At 73.5% G+C, this 15271-nt stretch carries 19 protein-coding genes; 9 read left to right on the top strand and 10 right to left on the bottom strand.

Annotation, left to right across the window (positions count from 1 at the left end; genetic code table 11):
- Positions 1-39: 39 nt before the first annotated feature.
- The 5 genes from tatC to APR03_RS13660 all read right to left on the bottom strand — a co-directional run bounded on the left by tatC (position 40) and on the right by APR03_RS13660 (position 3700).
- On the bottom strand, positions 40-813 hold the full coding sequence (tatC, locus tag APR03_RS13680; RefSeq protein WP_504967660.1) for a twin-arginine translocase subunit TatC: 774 nt from the start codon (positions 811-813) through the stop codon (positions 40-42).
- Positions 814-816: 3 nt separating this feature from the next.
- Positions 817-1110 carry a Sec-independent protein translocase subunit TatA gene (tatA, locus tag APR03_RS13675; RefSeq protein WP_253836454.1) on the bottom strand — a complete coding sequence of 98 codons (294 nt, stop codon included), beginning with the start codon at positions 1108-1110 and terminating at the stop codon, positions 817-819.
- A 157-nt stretch (positions 1111-1267) separates the two neighbouring features.
- On the bottom strand, positions 1268-1600 hold the full coding sequence (locus APR03_RS13670) for a hypothetical protein (RefSeq protein WP_253836453.1): 333 nt from the start codon (positions 1598-1600) through the stop codon (positions 1268-1270).
- Between the two features lie 11 nt (positions 1601-1611).
- Entirely contained in the window at positions 1612-2622 is a 1011-nt protein-coding gene (locus APR03_RS13665) for a helix-turn-helix transcriptional regulator (protein ID WP_253836452.1), read from the bottom strand.
- Complete coding sequence (locus tag APR03_RS13660) at positions 2615-3700, bottom strand: helix-turn-helix transcriptional regulator (protein ID WP_253836451.1); 1086 nt, start codon at positions 3698-3700, stop codon at positions 2615-2617. Before APR03_RS13660 ends, APR03_RS13665 begins: the two co-directional genes overlap by 8 nt.
- 24 nt (positions 3701-3724) lie before the next feature.
- Here APR03_RS13660 and APR03_RS13655 point away from each other — a divergent pair, with 24 nt between their 5' ends.
- From APR03_RS13655 to APR03_RS13625, 7 genes are read left to right on the top strand one after another with little or no spacing between them, the layout of a single operon-like run.
- Complete coding sequence (locus APR03_RS13655) at positions 3725-4915, top strand: DUF3866 family protein (RefSeq protein ID WP_253836449.1); 1191 nt, start codon at positions 3725-3727, stop codon at positions 4913-4915.
- Positions 4912-5646 (top strand): DUF4129 domain-containing protein, encoded by a 735-nt coding sequence (locus tag APR03_RS13650; protein ID WP_253836447.1) that lies wholly within the window; start codon positions 4912-4914, stop codon positions 5644-5646. The genes APR03_RS13655 and APR03_RS13650 overlap by 4 nt, the downstream gene beginning before the upstream one ends.
- The gene (locus tag APR03_RS13645; protein WP_253836445.1) at positions 5643-6167 is read left to right on the top strand and encodes a hypothetical protein; all 525 of its coding nucleotides are present in this window, start codon (positions 5643-5645) and stop codon (positions 6165-6167) included. Before APR03_RS13650 ends, APR03_RS13645 begins: the two co-directional genes overlap by 4 nt.
- Positions 6160-7161, top strand: coding sequence for an AAA family ATPase (locus tag APR03_RS13640; protein WP_253836444.1), 1002 nt, complete (start codon positions 6160-6162; stop codon positions 7159-7161). Before APR03_RS13645 ends, APR03_RS13640 begins: the two co-directional genes overlap by 8 nt.
- Entirely contained in the window at positions 7158-8540 is a 1383-nt protein-coding gene (locus tag APR03_RS24895; RefSeq protein ID WP_275977520.1) for a DUF58 domain-containing protein, read from the top strand. Before APR03_RS13640 ends, APR03_RS24895 begins: the two co-directional genes overlap by 4 nt.
- A complete protein-coding gene (locus APR03_RS13630; protein WP_253836442.1) occupies positions 8537-9157 on the top strand; it encodes a hypothetical protein in 621 nt (206 codons plus the stop codon). The genes APR03_RS24895 and APR03_RS13630 overlap by 4 nt, the downstream gene beginning before the upstream one ends.
- Before the next feature lie 36 nt (positions 9158-9193).
- Positions 9194-9706 (top strand): Dps family protein, encoded by a 513-nt coding sequence (locus APR03_RS13625; protein WP_253836441.1) that lies wholly within the window; start codon positions 9194-9196, stop codon positions 9704-9706.
- A gap of 96 nt (positions 9707-9802) precedes the next feature.
- Here the strand turns inward: APR03_RS13625 and thpD are convergent, their stop codons facing one another.
- From thpD to ectA, 4 genes are all read right to left on the bottom strand, one after another.
- Positions 9803-10693 (bottom strand): ectoine hydroxylase, encoded by an 891-nt coding sequence (gene thpD / locus APR03_RS13620; RefSeq protein WP_253836439.1) that lies wholly within the window; start codon positions 10691-10693, stop codon positions 9803-9805.
- A complete protein-coding gene (locus tag APR03_RS13615) occupies positions 10690-11112 on the bottom strand; it encodes an ectoine synthase (protein ID WP_253836437.1) in 423 nt (140 codons plus the stop codon). Before APR03_RS13615 ends, thpD begins: the two co-directional genes overlap by 4 nt.
- Positions 11109-12476, bottom strand: coding sequence for a diaminobutyrate--2-oxoglutarate transaminase (ectB, locus tag APR03_RS13610; protein WP_253836436.1), 1368 nt, complete (start codon positions 12474-12476; stop codon positions 11109-11111). Before ectB ends, APR03_RS13615 begins: the two co-directional genes overlap by 4 nt.
- Before the next feature lie 86 nt (positions 12477-12562).
- Entirely contained in the window at positions 12563-13081 is a 519-nt protein-coding gene (gene ectA / locus APR03_RS13605) for a diaminobutyrate acetyltransferase (protein ID WP_253836435.1), read from the bottom strand.
- Positions 13082-13195: 114 nt separating this feature from the next.
- Between ectA and APR03_RS13600 the strand changes: the two genes are divergently transcribed.
- Positions 13196-13828: a GNAT family N-acetyltransferase gene (locus APR03_RS13600; protein ID WP_308216497.1), complete on the top strand. Its 633-nt coding sequence runs from the start codon at positions 13196-13198 to the stop codon at positions 13826-13828.
- Between the two features lie 51 nt (positions 13829-13879).
- Here the strand turns inward: APR03_RS13600 and APR03_RS13595 are convergent, their stop codons facing one another.
- The gene (locus APR03_RS13595) at positions 13880-14479 is read right to left on the bottom strand and encodes a tyrosine-type recombinase/integrase (RefSeq protein ID WP_253836434.1); all 600 of its coding nucleotides are present in this window, start codon (positions 14477-14479) and stop codon (positions 13880-13882) included.
- 59 nt (positions 14480-14538) lie between these two features.
- Between APR03_RS13595 and APR03_RS13590 the strand changes: the two genes are divergently transcribed.
- The gene (locus APR03_RS13590; protein ID WP_253836433.1) at positions 14539-15192 is read left to right on the top strand and encodes an IMPACT family protein; all 654 of its coding nucleotides are present in this window, start codon (positions 14539-14541) and stop codon (positions 15190-15192) included.
- Positions 15193-15271: the final 79 nt, after the last annotated feature.

Below are 15271 nucleotides of genomic sequence, written 5' to 3'. Positions count from 1 at the left end.
GGCCGTGTGTGACACGGACCGGTACCGACCCTCGGGTCCTCACAGCTCGGCGGCCTCCAGGCGCCGCTCGATCCGCCGGTCGTGCAGCAGCGACACGCCCACGGCCCCGAAGTAGAGCACGCAGATCGGCAGCGCCACCAGGATCATCGTCAGCGCGTCGGGGGTGGGGGTGATGATCGCGGCGAACGTGAACGCCACGAGCACCGCCCACCGCCACCCGCCGAGCATGCCCCGGCCGGTCATCAGGCCGGCGAAGTTCAGGCCCACGAGCAGCACCGGGGACAGGAACGCCAGCCCGAACGCGATGAGCAGCCGCATCACCAGCGACAGGTACTCCTGGGCGTTGGTGAACGCCGTCGCGTCGTCGGGCAGGAACCCGGACAGGATCTGGATGGCGTGCGGGAACACGAGCCACGCCATGTAGGCGCCGCCCAGGAACAGCGGGAACGCGGCCCCGACGAACCCGTACGCGTACCGGCGCTCGTTCTTGTTCAGGCCGGGCGTGATGAACGCCCACACCTGGTACAGCCACCACGGGCACGTCAGGAACACGGCCAGGAACAGCGACGACTTGATCTTCAGGTCCAGGGCCGCCATCGGCCCGGCGAAGTTCAGCGTCATCTCGTTGCCGCGCATCTGCTCCGCGACCACGAGGGGCCGCTGGAGCAGCTGCAGCAGCGGGTCGTACAGCAACCAGCCCACCACGGCCCCCACCACGAGGCCGACCGCGATCAGGACGAACCTCTTGCGCAGCTCGAGCAGGTGCTCCAGCAGGGGCATCCGGCCGTCGGACGCCCGCTTCGTTCGTGCCACCGGTCAGGCCTTGGGGATGTCGCGGTCCCTGTTCTCGACGATCCCGGGTACCGAGCCGGAGCCCGTCCCGGTGCTCGTCCCCGTGCTGGTCCCGGTCGTGTTCTGCGTCGAGGTGCCGGGTGCGGCGGCGTCGCCGTCCCTGCCCTTGTCGTCGTCGCGCAGGTCCTTCATCTCCTTGCGGAAGATCTTCATCGACTGCCCCACGCTCTTGGCCAGGCCCGGCAGCCGGGTGGACCCGAACAGGAGCAGGACGACGACGAGCAGGACGATCCAGTGCCACGGCTGCATGGCGCCCATGGTGACTCCTTATGGTGCGGTACGGACAGGTCCGATCCTACGCGAACCGGAAGGGCCTCCCGGTAGCCCCCAGGTGGACCGGAGATGACTGGACCCCGCAGACCCACCCGGGCCCGGCACAGGACCGGCACAGGACCGGCACAGGACCGGCACGGCGTCAGTCGTTGAAGTGCTTCCACTTCTGCCACGTCGACACGTGCCGCGCCCGCCGCGCCTCCCTGCGCTCCGTGCGTGCCGCCCGCTGGGCGTCGACCCGCTGGTAGTGGATCGTCACGTCGTCGAACAGGCTCGGACCCGCATGCTGCGTGCTCGCCGCCTCCCGCGCCTGGTCCGCCGCCTCCTGCAACCGGTCGGCCGACTCCGCGAACCGCTGCGACGCCCGCCCGAGCTCCTCCAGCAGTCCTCTCGCCGACCGCCACAGAGAACGGGCCAGGAAGAACGCTCCGACGAGGCTGCCCACGATCAGCAGGGCCCACACCCAGAACCACATGGTCGACCAGCCTAGTGCCGATCCGGCGATACGGCTGCCTCGCCCGCTGCGTCGCCCGTCACCCCGTACACGGCGAGCGCTTCCCGCGCGGCACCCGCCACGTCCTGCGCCGCCTCCGGCGGCGACACCGACCGCACGTACGGGCCCAGCTGGATCAGGGTGCTGCGCAGCCACCCCGGGTTCGTGACCCGCAACGTGACCTCGAAGTCCCCGTCGGGCAGGTTCCGCACCGACTCCACGGGCACCTCCTCGGCGAACCAGCGCGCCCGCGGCGCGAACCGGATCGTGGCCAGCGGCGCCGACCCGCCCGCGAACAGCGCCCCGAAGTCGATCTCCGCGAGCTGCCCCGCATGGTCCTGCACCGGCACGTCCGTCTCGACCGCCTCCAGGATCCGGTCCACCCGGAACGTGCGCGGCGCACCCGCCCGGTAGCACCACGCCGCCAGGTAGGCGAACTCGTCCTGCGTGTGCAGCCGCACCGGGTCCACCTCCCGCTCGCTGACCACGTCCGACGAGCTCACGTACCGGATCCGCAACCGGTGCCGCGCCGCCAGCGCCCCCGAGATCACCGACACCACCTGCCGGTCACCGTCGGGCGCCAGCCGCACGTCCACGGCGCTCGCGGCCTCGCCCGTGGCGTCGGTGAGCTTGCCCAGCGCGGACTCGACGACGGCGGAGCGGGCGGGGTCGGCCTGGACGGCGCCGGTGGCCTTCATGGCGCGCAGCGCCGCCACCAGGGCGACTGCCTCCCGGGTGCCGAGGCGCAGCGGCCGGGTCATGCCGCGCGCCTCGGTCAGGTGCACCACGCCGCGGTCGATGGACGCGGCGTCGAAGTCGATCAGGTCGTCGGGCCAGTACCCCGGGGTGCCGGACACCCACAGGGCGTCGACGTCCTTCTGGATCTGCGCCGGCGTGGTGCCGAAGCGCCGGGCGAGGTCCTCGACGGGTACGGGCCCGGCGCCGTCGAGGTAGGCCACGATGCCCAGCAGCCGCAGCAGCCGGTCGTCCGCGCGCTCAGCCACGGGACACCCCCGCGGTGGCGGGCGCGAGCGCGGCGGCGGCGCGCAGGCGACGCACGGTCTCCTCGCGCACGGCCTCCGGGTCCAGGACCACCAGTGCCGCGCCGTACCCGGCGGCCTCCGACGCCATCCCGGTCAGGGACCGGAACGGGACCTCCAGCACGTCCCACCCGGGTCCGCTCGCGTCCGAGCCGGTGCCGGCACCGGGCAGCCGGTCCAGCCAGGCCTGCCGCTCGCCGTCGGGCACGGCCTTGGCGCGGGCGCGCAGCGCGCTCGCCCGCTCGGGGCGGACGGCGACCACGGCCTGCCGCACCTCGCCGTGCGTCTTGCCGAGCATGACGTCGGTCTCGAACTCGGGGATCTGGTAGGCGCCGGACGCGCCCACGATCCTCACCCGGGACTCGATGCGGGACATGCGGAACACGCGCGGCGCCTGCCGGTCCCGGTCGAACGCCATGAGGTACCAGCCGCCGTCGCGGGCCGCGATGCGCCACGGCTCCACGTGCCGGGTCAGCACCGCCCCGTTGTACGCGGCGCGGTAGGCGAACGTGACCGCCCGGCGCGCCTCGATGGCCTCCATGAGGGGCCCGTACGCGTCACCGACCGCCCGCACGGACGGCGCCAGGCCCGCCAGCGCGTCCGCCGACGGGTCGCCCGCCCCCGCCGCGCGCAGCTTCACCATGGCGCGGGTGATGTCGGTCTGCAGCGTCTTGTCCTGCCAGAACTGCGCCGCCAGGGACAGCACACCCAGCTCCGCCGGGGTCAGGTCGATCGACGGCAGCGCGTACGCGTCCTGGTCGATGCGGTACCCCAGCTCGTCGGTGTGCCCGCCCGTGCCGACCGTCACGACCGGCACCCCCAGCGCCCGCAGCATGTCCTTGTCCCGCTCGAACATCCGCTCGAACGCCTCGGCGCTGGGCGCGTCCGCGTACCCGGCCACGGCGGCACGCACCTGCTGCTTCGTCATCGCCGCGTTCGTGTTCACGAGCGCGATGACGAGGTTCAGGAGGCGTTCGGCAGGATTCAGGGCCGGACCGGCGGCGGGACCGGGGCCGGCTGCGGAGGACAGGTCGCTGGACATCAGGACAACGGTAGCCTCCAACCTGTGATGACGTGGCGGATCGGCACAGTGATTTCCACAGGCAAGGCGTGGCGCGGGGCACGCGAGCTCGAGGTGACCCTCGACCGGCCCCTGCCGGGCCACCCCGAGGACGACCCCGAGGACGGCGGAGCACCCGCCACCGTGCGGGCCCTGGCCTACACCGACCTCGTCGGCGACCCCGCACCGGGCGACGCCCTGCTGCTCAACGTCTCCGCCCTCGCCCGCGGCCTCGGCACCGGCGGGTACGCCCTCGTCGTCGGCCCCGCCTCCCCCGGCACCACCCTGCCGCCCGACCCCGCCCCCGGACCCGGCCACCTCGTCAAGGCCCGCTACACCCCCCTGCAGACCATGGTCCTCGGCGTCGACGAACAGGAATCACCCCACCACGCCACCCTCGCCGACGCCGACGACCTGCACGGCATGCCCGTCGTCGTCGCCGACCTGCACTCCGCGCTGCCCGCCGTCGTCGCCGGACTGCGCCACGCCCCCGGCGGCGACACCCTCAAGATCGCCTACGTCATGACCGACGGCGGCGCCCTGCCCGCCGCGTTCTCCCGCACCGTCGCCGCCCTGCGCGACGCCGGCTGGCTGCACACCTGCGTCACCGTCGGCCAGGCCTACGGCGGCGACCTCGAGGCCGTCACCGTCCACACCGGCCTCCTCGCCGCCCGTCACGTCGCCGGCTGCGACGTCGCCGTCGTCGCCCAAGGACCCGGCAACCTCGGCACCGGCACCCGCTGGGGCTACTCCGGCGTCGCCGCCGGCGAAGCCGTCAACGCCGCCGCCACCCTCCACGGCCGCCCCGTCGCCTCCCTGCGCGTCTCCGGCGCCGACCCCCGCGACCGCCACCTCGGCATCTCCCACCACTCCCTGACCGCCTACACCCGCGTCGCCCTCGCACCCGCCGACATCCCCGTGCCCGCCCCCACCCCCGACGTCGAGAACCTCCCCGCCTGGGGACCCACCCTCACCACCCGCCTGCACCAGCAGACCACCGCCCTGGCCACCGCCGGCCACACCCTCGTCGACGTCCCCGCCGACCCCACCCTCCTCGACACCCTCCGCACCAGCCCCGCCGGCCTGCGCACCATGGGCCGCGGCCTCGACGCCGACCCCGCCTCCTTCGTCACCGCCGCCGTCGCCGGCCTGCACGCCCACCACCTCACCACCCAGCCCACCACCCCCACCGCATGAGACCCGCCACCCGCCTCACCGCGACCCTCACCCTCATCACCCTCGCCGTGCTCGGCGCCGCCACCGCCACCCCCTGGACCTTCCACCCACCCCACCTCGACACCCCCGTGCTCGAACCCCCCACCCCCGCCCAGCCCGCCGTCACCGCCACCCCCACCACCCCACCCCGACCCGTGCCCGACCCGGTCACCGACACCACCTGGCTCGCCGTCACCGCTGCGATCGTCATCGCCCTGCTCCTCCTCGCCGGCGGCACCCGCCTCGTCCGCCACCTCCTGACCATCTACCGCGAACGCCGCGACACCCACCCCGACACCCTCCGCGGCGGCACCACCACCGACGCCCTCGGCGACGACGTCGACCTCCCCGAGATCCAGGACGCCGTCACCCGCGCCCTCGCCCACCTCGACCGCCACACCCGCCCCCGCGACGCCGTCGTCGCCGCCTGGGTCGCCCTCGAGGAAGCCGCCGACCGCGCAGGCACCCACCGCGACCCCGCCCAGACCGCCACCGAGTTCGCCGGCACCGTCCTGGCCGCCACCCCCGCACCCCCCACCGCCGTCACCCACCTGCGCACCCTCTACCAACGCGCCCGCTTCACCGACCGCCCCATCGACCACCGCGCCGTCACCCAGGCCCGCGAGGCGCTCGCGGACATCGCGCGCAGCCTCGACGTGCGCGACGTCGAACCCGCCGCCGACCCCTCGGACGACGGCCGGAGCGGCGCATGAACGTCCGCCGCGTCGTCACCGTCACCGTCCTGACCGGCCTCGCCGCCGCGTGCCTCGTCTGGTGGAACGTCGTCGACCCCTGGCACGCCGCCGCGGCCACCGCCCTGGCCTGCGCCCTCACGATGCTGTGGGCCGCGACCGAGAACACCGTGGCCGACCCCGAGTGGCCGCGCACCGCCGTGGAGACCCGTCCCGGCGGCCGGCACGACGTGTCCGACCTGGGCTGGTCCGTGTTCGGCCGCGACGGCCTGGTCACCGACCGCGTCGTGCGCCGCGTCCGGGCGCTGGCCGTGGACCGGCTGCGCGCGCACGGCGTCGACACCGACGACCCCGCCGCGCAGGCCGACGCCGAGCGGCTGCTCGGTGCCACGGTGGTGCGGCAGCTGTCCTCCGGGGTGCCGCCCCGGGCCCGTACCGTGCAGGACTGGCTCGACGCCGTCGAACGCCTCGGGGCGGCACCCAGCAGCAGTACCGACCCCAGTACCGAACCCGGTACCGACGTGAAGGAGCACCGTGCCTGACCTGCCTGACCTCACGACCCCCGCCCCCGCGCCGCTGCCCGTCGCCGACGTCGCCGCGCTCGGCGAGCAGGTCCTGGCGGAGGTCGGCACCGCCGTCGTCGGTATGCACGACGCGCTGCGCACCGCCCTGGCGACGATCCTGGCCGGCGGGCACGTGCTGTTCGAGGACGTGCCCGGGCTGGGCAAGACCCTCGCCGCCCGGTCCCTGGCGTCCGCGCTGGGCCTCGACTTCGCGCGCCTGCAGTGCACGCCGGACCTGCTGCCGGCCGACATCACCGGGTCCTCGGTGTTCGACCCGGCGACCCGCACGTTCGAGTTCCGCCCCGGACCTGTCTTCACCGGCCTGTTCCTCGCCGACGAGATCAACCGCACCGCGCCCAAGACCCAGTCCGCGCTCCTGGAGGCCATGGCCGAGCGGCAGGTGTCCATCGAGGGCACCAGCCGCCCCCTGCCGCGCCCGTTCCACGTCCTGGCCACGTCCAACCCCGTCGAGTACGAGGGCACCTACCCGCTGCCCGAGGCGCAGCTCGACCGGTTCATGGTCCGGCTCGCCGTCGGCTACCCCGACCCCGCCCAGGAGGCCGAGGTCCTCACCCGGCGCCTCGCCCGCCGGCAGGAGGCCGCGACCGTACGCCGCGTCGTCGACCCCGCCACGGTCCTGGCCATGCAGGCGGGCACCGAGGCCGTCGACGTCGACCCCGACGTCGTGCGCTACTGCGTCGACCTGACCACCGCCACGCGTGACCACCACGCCCTCGAGGTCGGTGCCTCGCCCCGCGGCTCCCAGAACCTCGTGCTGCTCGCCCGCGCCGTCGCCGTCCTGGACGGCCGCGACTACGTGCTGCCCGAGGACGTCAAGCGCGTCGCCGTGCCCGTCCTGGCGCACCGCATCACCCTGACCCCCACCGCGTGGGCCTCGGCCACCCGCCCCGAGACCGTCGTCAGCGACCTCCTGCAGACCGTGCCCACCCCCGCCACGGTGCGCACCCGATGACGGTCGGCGGCATCATCGTCGAACGCGGCCGCACCAGCCGCGGCACCCGCGCCGACGGCGCACGCGGCTGGCGCACCACCAGCGCACGCACCGCCGCCGTCGTCACCGGCGTGCTCCTGCTCGCGCTGGGCGTGCTCGCCGGACGCGCCGACCTCGCCCTCGTCGGCGTGCCCGGGCTCCTCGCCACCGCCTGGGCCACCGCACACCGGCCCGCCGCACCGCTGCGCGCCACCCTCCGCCAGCCCACCGAGCCGAGCACGCCTGGAGAGCTCGCCGCCACCCTGGAGCTCACCCCCGGAAGCCGGCACGGCGCCGATGTCGTCCACCTCCGCATCAGCGCCGCCGGGCACCGCAGCACCCACCTCGCGCTCGCCGCCCGCACGCGCGGCAGCGCACCCGACGGGACCCGGCAGGTACCGCTGCGCCTGTCCTCCGTACGCACCGGACCCCAGGACACGTTCACCGTCGACGTCCGCGGCTCCTCCCGGCACACCTGGGAGGAAGAACCCACCACCGTCGGCGGAGCCCGCCGCCTCGTCGTACCCGGCGCCGCCCCGCTCGGCCGCCTCCCCCTGCCCCGCCGCCTGCGCGGACTGACCGGCCCCCACCCCGCCCGCCGCCTCGGCGACGGCTCCGAGCTGCGCGACATCCACCCCTTCACCCCCGGCGACCGCCTGCGCCGCATCGACTGGCGCACCACCGCCCGCCGCTCCCCCGAGCTCGACACCCTCTACGTGCGCCGCACCTACGCCCAGGCCGAGGCCAGCGCCGTCCTCGTCGTCGACTCCCGCGACGACGTCGGCCCCGACATCCGCACCTGGCGCGGCTACGGCACCCTCCGCGTCGACGAACCCACCTCCCTCGACCTGGCCCGCCACGCCGCCGCCTCCGTCGCCCAGGCCGTCGTCGACACCGGCGACCGCGTCGGCCTCGAGGACCTCGCCCGACGCCGCCGCCCCCTGCCACCCGCCTCCGGGCGCCGCCACCTGCGCCGCGTCATCCACGGCCTCGCCCTCGCCCACCCCACCGACCGCGCCACCGGGCACCGCGTCCGCCCACCCCAGGTACCCGCCGACGCCGTCGTCTACCTCTTCACCACCCTCCTCGACGACGAACCCCTCCGCCTCGTCCGCACCTGGCGCGCCGCCGGCCACCCCGTCGTCGTCGTCGACACCCTGCCCGACCTGCACCCCGTCATCGGCAACCACCTCCGCATCGCCTGGCGCATCACCCGCCTCGAACGCGAGGACCGCCTCGCCGCCCTCGACGGCGAAGGCGTCCCCGTCATCCGCTGGGCCGGCAGCGAACGCCACCGCGCCGCCACCCGCTTCGAGACCCTCGCCCGCACCGCCCAGCGCACCCCCGGACGACACCCATGACCCCCACCCGGCTCAGCCGGCTGGCCCAGCGCACCCGCAACCGCCTCACCGACCCCGCCCACCGGCCACTGCCCCGGATCACCACCCGCACCGGCCCCACCCTGCCCGGCTGGACACTCCGCCTCGCCCTGGCCGCCCTCACCCCCGTCCTGCTCCTGGCCGCCGCCTCCCGCACCCCCGGACTCAGCCCCGGACTCGTGCTCACCGTCACCGCCCTCGCCACCACCCTCCTCGCCCTGCGCCCCACCCCCGCCGCCGCAGGCGCCGTCACCGTCCTCGCCGCCGTGCTCCTGTGGGGCTTCCAGACCGAACCCCTCGACCCCTGGACCCTGCCGATCACCGCCCTCGCCTACCTCCTGACCCGCCTCACCTGGTGGGCCGCCCACCTCCCACCCCGCGGACACGCCGAGATCACCGCCCTCCTGGCCGGCTGGCGCCGCGACCTGGCCGTCCTGACCGCCACCACCGCCCTCGGCGCCCTCGCCCTCCTCACCACCGGCACCACCCACCCCCTCGCCGTCCTGCTCGCGGCGCTCGCCGTGGCGGGCACCGCCGTCCTCGCGCTGGCGACCGGACGCGCTCCGCGTGACGATGGGCCCACCGGACCGGACGCCTGACCGCCGGAAGCCCCACCGGAAAGAGGAGGACCTGACATGGCCCCGAAGCTGCCCCGCTACACCGTCCCGTCGCTCACGCCCGAGCAAGGGGCACAGGTCGCCGAGATCCTGCAGCAGCGGCTGCACGCGCTCAACGACCTGCACCTCACGCTCAAGCACGTGCACTGGAACGTCGTGGGACCGCACTTCATCGGCGTGCACGAGATGCTCGACCCGCAGGTCGACGCGGTACGGGCGATGGTCGACGAGATCGCCGAGCGCATCGCGACCCTCGGCGTCGTACCCGTCGGCACACCCGGCGCGCTCGTCGAGGCCCGCACGTGGGACGACTACAAGCTCGGACGCGCACCCGCGATCGAGCACCTGGGGGCGCTGGACGGCGTGTACGAGGCGGTCATCAAGGACCACCGCACCGCCGCCGAGGAGACCGAGAGCCTGGACGACGTGACCAACGACCTGCTCATCGGGCACCTGCACCAGCTCGAGCAGTTCCACTGGTTCGTGCGAGCCCACCTGGAGTCGGCCTCGGGCTCTATCCCGCAGTCCTGAACCACCGACCCTGAACCACGAACCCTCAGCCGGCACGACGACGCCCGGGTCGCACGATGCGACCCGGGCGCCTTTCTGTCCAGACCCTGTGTCCGGTCAGCCCACCGGGGAGAAGTCCCGCGCCCCGAGGAACTCCGGCCGCGGCCTCGGCGCCGCGAACGGCTCCACCGCCGTGTTCTCCACGCTGTTGTACACGAGGAAGATGTTCGACCGCGCGTACGGCGAGATGTTGCCGTTCGAGCCGTGCATGCAGTTGCAGTCGAACATCACGGCGCTCCCGGCCGTGCCCGCCAGGACGTCGATGCCGTGCTCGTCGGCCATCCGGGTCAGGATGTCCTCGTCGGGCGTGCCGGCGTTCTGCATCACGAGCGAGGACCGGTAGTTGTCGTTCGGGGTGCGGCCGGTGCACGACACGTACGTCTTGTGGGTGCCGGGCATGATCATGAGCGGCCCGTTGAACGAGTAGTTGTCCGTCAGCGAGATGGAGATGCTGACGGTCCGCATCCGCGGCAGCCCGTCCTCGGCGTGCCAGGTCTCGAAGTCGGAGTGCCACGCGAAGTCGCCGCCGCCGAAACCGGGCTTGAGGTTGACCCGGCTCTGGTGGAGGTAGACGTCCGAGCCGAGCACCTGCCGCGCCCGCCCCACGACCCGCGGGTCACGGGCGATCCGCGCGAAGACCTCGCTGGTGCGGTGCACCTCGAAGATGGTGCGCACCTGCTGCGACGAGGACTCCACGACGGTGCGCTCGTCGGCGCGCACCGCGGGGTCGGCGGACAGGCGGCGCAGCTCGGCGCGGAACTCCTCGACCTCCTCCGGGGTCACCAGGTCCTCCAGCAGGAGGTACCCGTCGCGGTCGAAGCCGTCCAGGAGGCCCTGGTCGAGCGGGCCGTCGGCGGCGGTGCCCCAGACGACGGGGTCCTGCCGCGCGATCTCGGACGCGTCGCCCTCGACACGGGTGGGATACAGATCGTCCAGCGGGTCCGTCATACGGCAGCCTCCTCGGTGCTCTTCGCGGTGCTCTCCTCGATGATCAGCGGGTACACCCCGTCCGCGTCGTGCGTCTCCCGCCCGGTCACGGGCGGGTTGAACGTGCAGATCAGCCGCAGGTCGGTGGTGGGGCGCACCGTGTGCTTCTCGTTGCCGTCCAGCAGATACATGGTGCCGTCCGAGATCTGGTGCACCTCGCCGGTCTCCCGGTTCTCGAGCTCGCCCATACCACCCACGCAGTAGACCGCCTCGATGTGGTTCGCGTACCACATCTCGGTCTCGGTACCCGCGTACATGACGGTCTCGTGGAACGAGAACCCCACGCCCTCCTTGGCGAGCACGAAGCGGCGGCTGCGCCACGTCTCGGACCGCACGTCACGGTCGGTGCCTTCCAGGTCGCTCAGTCGCGTCACGATCACGTGTCGTCGTCCTCTCCTCGGGGCTCGGTTCGCTGGGGTCCGGGTGTGTCGGCGGGTGCGCTGGGCACGCCGAGCACCTCCTGCGTCGCGGCGGCGATGATCTCGATGCCGGACCGCAGCTCGTCGGGACTGATGGTCAGGGCGGGCATGGTCTTGAGCACCTCGTCCTCGGGCCCGGAGGTCTCGACCAGCAGACCGCGCCGGTAGGCGGCCGCGGCGACCTTCGTGGCGGCCGAGTCGTCGGGGAACTTGATGCCGGTGAGCAGCCCCCGGCCCTTCACGACCGCGCCGTCGTACCCCGCCGCGATCGCCGCGAGGCCGTCGTGCAGCTCGGCGGAGCGCTGCTTGACCCGGGTCGAGAACGCGTCGTCGGACCAGAAGCGCTCCAGGGCGACCGTGCCGGTCACGAACGCGGGGTTGTGCCCGCGGAAGGTGCCGTTGTGCTCGCCGGGTTCCCACTGGTCCAGCTCGGGACGGATCAGGGTCAGCGCGAGCGGCAGGCCGTAACCGGAGAGCGACTTCGACAGGCAGATGATGTCGGGGACGATCCCGGCCTCCTCGAAGCTGAAGAAGTCGCCGGTGCGCCCGCACCCCGCCTGCACGTCGTCGACGATGAGCAGGATCCCGTGCGCGCGGCACAACTCGGACAGGGCGCGTAGCCACTCCGGCCGGGCCGCGCTCAGGCCGCCCTCGCCCTGCACGGACTCCACGATGATCGCGGCCGGCTTGTCGACGCCGGACCCGCTGTCGCCCAGCACCCGCTCGAGCCACAGGAAGTCCTCGATCGCGCCCGAGAAGTAGTCGTCGTACGGGATCTTGGAGCTGTTCGTCAGCGGCAGGCCCGCGCCGTTGCGCTTCATCGAGTTGCCGGTCACCGACAGCGAGCCCAGCGTCATGCCGTGGAACGCGTTCGTGAACGACAGGATGTGCTGCCGGCCGGTCACCTTGCGGGCCAGCTTGAGGGCGCTCTCCACGGAGTTGGTCCCCGTGGGCCCCGGGAACATGACCTTGTGGTCCAGGTTGCGCGGCGCCAGGATGCGCTCGCGGAACGCCGTCAGGAAGTCGCGCTTGGCGGTGGTGTGCATGTCGAGGGAGTGCACGATGCCGCCGCTGCGCAGGTAGTCGACCAGCGCCTCCAGGAGCGCCGGGTGGTTGTGCCCGTAGTTCAGGGCGCCGGCACCGGAGAAGAAGTCGAGGTAGCTCCTGCCGTCCTCGGCCTGCAGGGTGCTCCCCTGCGCGGTGGTGAACACGGCCGGCCAGTTGCGGCAGTAGCTGCGGACCTGGGACTCGAGCTCGTCGAAGATGCTGTTCGTGCTGGTGCTGCTGGTCGTCGGGACGGTGGGCATGGTTGTGCTCGGGCGCATGGCTCCTTCCACGGTCCGGCCCCTGTGACCGGACGCGCGTGTTCCTTGTGTGTTCGGGTGGGTGTGTTCGGGTGGGGTGGGTGGCCTCAGGACAGCGGGCCGATGCGGAACACCAGCTCCGCGTCGTGACCGTCCGGGAACGCCTCGGCCGGGAACACCGTCCGCACGTCGACGGGCGCACCCTGGGCCGACGCGAAGGACATGAACAGGGCGATCGACGCCGTGTTGTCCGAGGTGATGGTGGTCTCCACGTGCGTGCACCCGGGATGCTGCCCCGCGAGGTGCGCGAGCATCCGGGACGCCAGCCGCTGCCCGCGGTAGGCGTGGTCGACGGCGACCTGCCAGATCATCAACGTGGTCGGCTCGTCGGGCCGCACGTACCCCGTGACGAAGCCGGCAGGCTCGCCGTCGACGGTGACGATCACGGACGTCCGGGCGAAGTCACGGGCCCAGAGGAGATACGCGTAGGACGAGTTGAGGTCCAGCGTCTTGCTGTCGCGCGCGAGGCGCCACATCGCTGCTCCGTCATCGACGGTGGGCTCCCTCAACGCCACCGTGGTCTCGGTCGGATGGATGTGCTTGAGTTCCTCTTCGAGGTTCTGCATGACATAACGACCGTAACGAAAATGGGCGACAAAGTCACATGACGATTCCGTGACCTTGGCGTTACCCGCACGAGCATGCGGCAAACTCGGGGTCTCGCCGCTACCCTGACCCGGGTGACCGAGCCCTTCATCCGCCCGTACCGCACCACCGACCGCGACGACGTCGCCGACATCTGCGTCCGCACCGCCGCGGCCGGCGGCGACGCGACAGGCATCTACTCCGACGACCTCCTCATGCCCGAGGTCTACGCCCTGCCCTACCTCGAGCACTCCCCCGACCTCGCCTGGGTCGTCGAGCACGAGGGCCGCGCCACCGGATACATCCTCGGCGTCGCCGACACCGCCGCCTTCGCCGACTGGTGGGCCCGCGAGTGGACCCCCGGCTTCGTCACCCGCCACCCCGCACCCGGACCCTCCACCGGCGCCGACCCCGGCTACACCGAGGCCCAGCTCCTGCGCGACGGCGCCGACCCCCAGCGCATGGTCCGCGGCCTGCGCCACGGCGAGCTCACCACCCACCCCGCCCACCTGCACATCGACCTGCTCCCCGTGCTGCAGCGCCGCGGCCTCGGCTCCCGCCTCATCGACACGCTCCGCACGGCGCTCGCCGACCGCGGTGTGCCGGGCGTGCACCTCGGCTACGCCGCCGAGAACACCGCCGCGCGGGCGTTCTACGACCGCTACGGCTTCGAGGAGCTCCCCTCCTCGACCCCGACGTCCCCCCTCCTGGGCATCACGACGCGCTGAGTGCTGGGCCTTCGCCCTTCTGGCACACCAAGAAGGGCGAAGGCCCAGCACTCACGGGGTCTCCTCGAGCCAGGCGCGACGGACCTGCTCGAACCGCGTGGGCAGCGGCGGGCGCAGGGCCCCGTACCGGGCGTTGGTGCGGTGCACGAACCGGCGCCAGGACAGCACCAGGCCCTGCCGCGTGATCGGCAGACCCGACGCGACGGTGGTCCCGTTGTCGTGCGTGTGGTGCACGGTGAGCAGCAGCGCACGCGGCACGGAACCCTCCAGCTCCACCGCGAGCTCCTCCCGCACCACCATCCAGTGCCGCAGCAGCACCACGAGCTCCGCCGGCAGCAGGTGGCGGTGCGGCGCCCGGTGCTTGCCGTGCCGCACCAGCACGCTGCCCTCCGTGGTCCGGGCCCGCGCCGGGCCGAGGTCGAGGTCCTCGACCCGCACCCGCAGCAGGTCGCCGTACCGGGCGCCGGTCGCACGGACCAGACCCGTGATCACCGCGAGCCGTACCGTCTCCGGCTTGGCACCCGACCGCATCGCCTCGGTCGACAGCTCGCGCCACACCCACTCGGCCTCCTCCAGGCTCACGGGCGGCCGCGGGTACCGGCCGGGCTCCGCGGCCCCTGCTCGTGGTGACGTCGCACCGGTGCTGGTCATGGTGAGAGAATACGCTTGGCACACTATTTATGGAAGGAGGCACACCGTAGGCTCGTGCGGTGGACCTCCCCAGCACCATCGCCCGGCCCGTCGACCACGAGACGGTCGTCAAGAAGTCCCGCTTCCTGACCCACCTCGCCCCGGTCGGCAGCACGGCGGAGGCCGACGCCGTCATCGCGCGCCTGCGCAAGGAGCTGTGGGACGCGCGCCACCACTGCGTCGCGATGGTGCTCGGCACCCACGCGGACCAGGCCCGCTCCTCCGACGACGGCGAGCCCGGCGGCACCGCGGGCGTCCCCATGCTGGAGGTGCTCCGGCACCGCCGCGTCACCGACGTGGTCGCCGTCGTGACGCGCTACTTCGGGGGCGTGAAGCTCGGCGCGGGCGGCCTGGTCCGGGCCTACTCGGGCGCGGTGTCCGGCGCTCTGGACGTCGCCGCCGCCTCCGGCGCCGTGCTGCGCCGCGAGCTGTTGCACGAGGTCACCGTCGACGTGCCGCACGCCGACGCCGGCCGCCTCGACAACCTGCTGCGCGACTGGGCCACGGCGCACGGCGCCGTCACCGAGCCGCCCGTGTACGACGCCGTCGCGCACCTGCGCCTGCTCGTCCCCGCCGCCGCGCTGGACGCGCTGGCCGCCGACGTCGCAGCCGCCTCCTCGGGGGCCCTCTCCCCCGTCACCGGCGACGCCCGGGTGGTCGACGTCCCCGCCTGAGCCGGGCCCGTCAGCGCGTCGTCCTTGACTGTGCCGGCCGGCGGGTGAATTCTCTGGGGCACCCCGAGGCCGCACACCG

This window comes from Promicromonospora thailandica (assembly GCF_024171955.1).
GTDB classification, from domain to species: Bacteria; Actinomycetota; Actinomycetes; order Actinomycetales; family Cellulomonadaceae; genus Promicromonospora; species Promicromonospora thailandica.
Note: the sequence above shows the minus strand (reverse complement) of the source record. Positions and strands in the feature narration are given on the sequence as shown.